1 protein-coding gene is annotated in these 260 nt (G+C 59.6%); it reads left to right on the forward strand.

The genetic code is table 11. From position 1 onward, the window contains the following. Window positions 1–6 precede the first annotated feature (6 nt). On the forward strand, window positions 7–260 hold a 254-nt coding region (locus tag KVT39_RS36995), incomplete at its 3' end, for a transposase (RefSeq protein WP_217591492.1).

Below are 260 nucleotides of genomic sequence, written 5' to 3' on the forward strand. Positions count from 1 at the left end.
ACGACGATGAAACGGCAAATGAGCTTTGCGGAAGCGGAAAGTGCGGGCAAGAAGCGCGTGACTCGGCGTCAGCGTTTCCTGGACGAGATGGAGAAGCTCGTGCCGTGGTCGCGATTGCTGACGGCAATCGAACCGTACTACCCGAAAGGAGTTCGCGGTCGCCGGCCGATCGGTCTGGAGCGGATGCTTCGAATCTACTTCCTGCAGCAGTGGTACAGCCTGTCGGACGAAGGGCTGGAGGATGCGCTGTACGACAGCAT

It is taken from the genome of Burkholderia sp. GbtcB21, assembly GCF_019091065.1.
GTDB lineage: Bacteria > Pseudomonadota > Gammaproteobacteria > Burkholderiales > Burkholderiaceae > Burkholderia > Burkholderia pyrrocinia_C.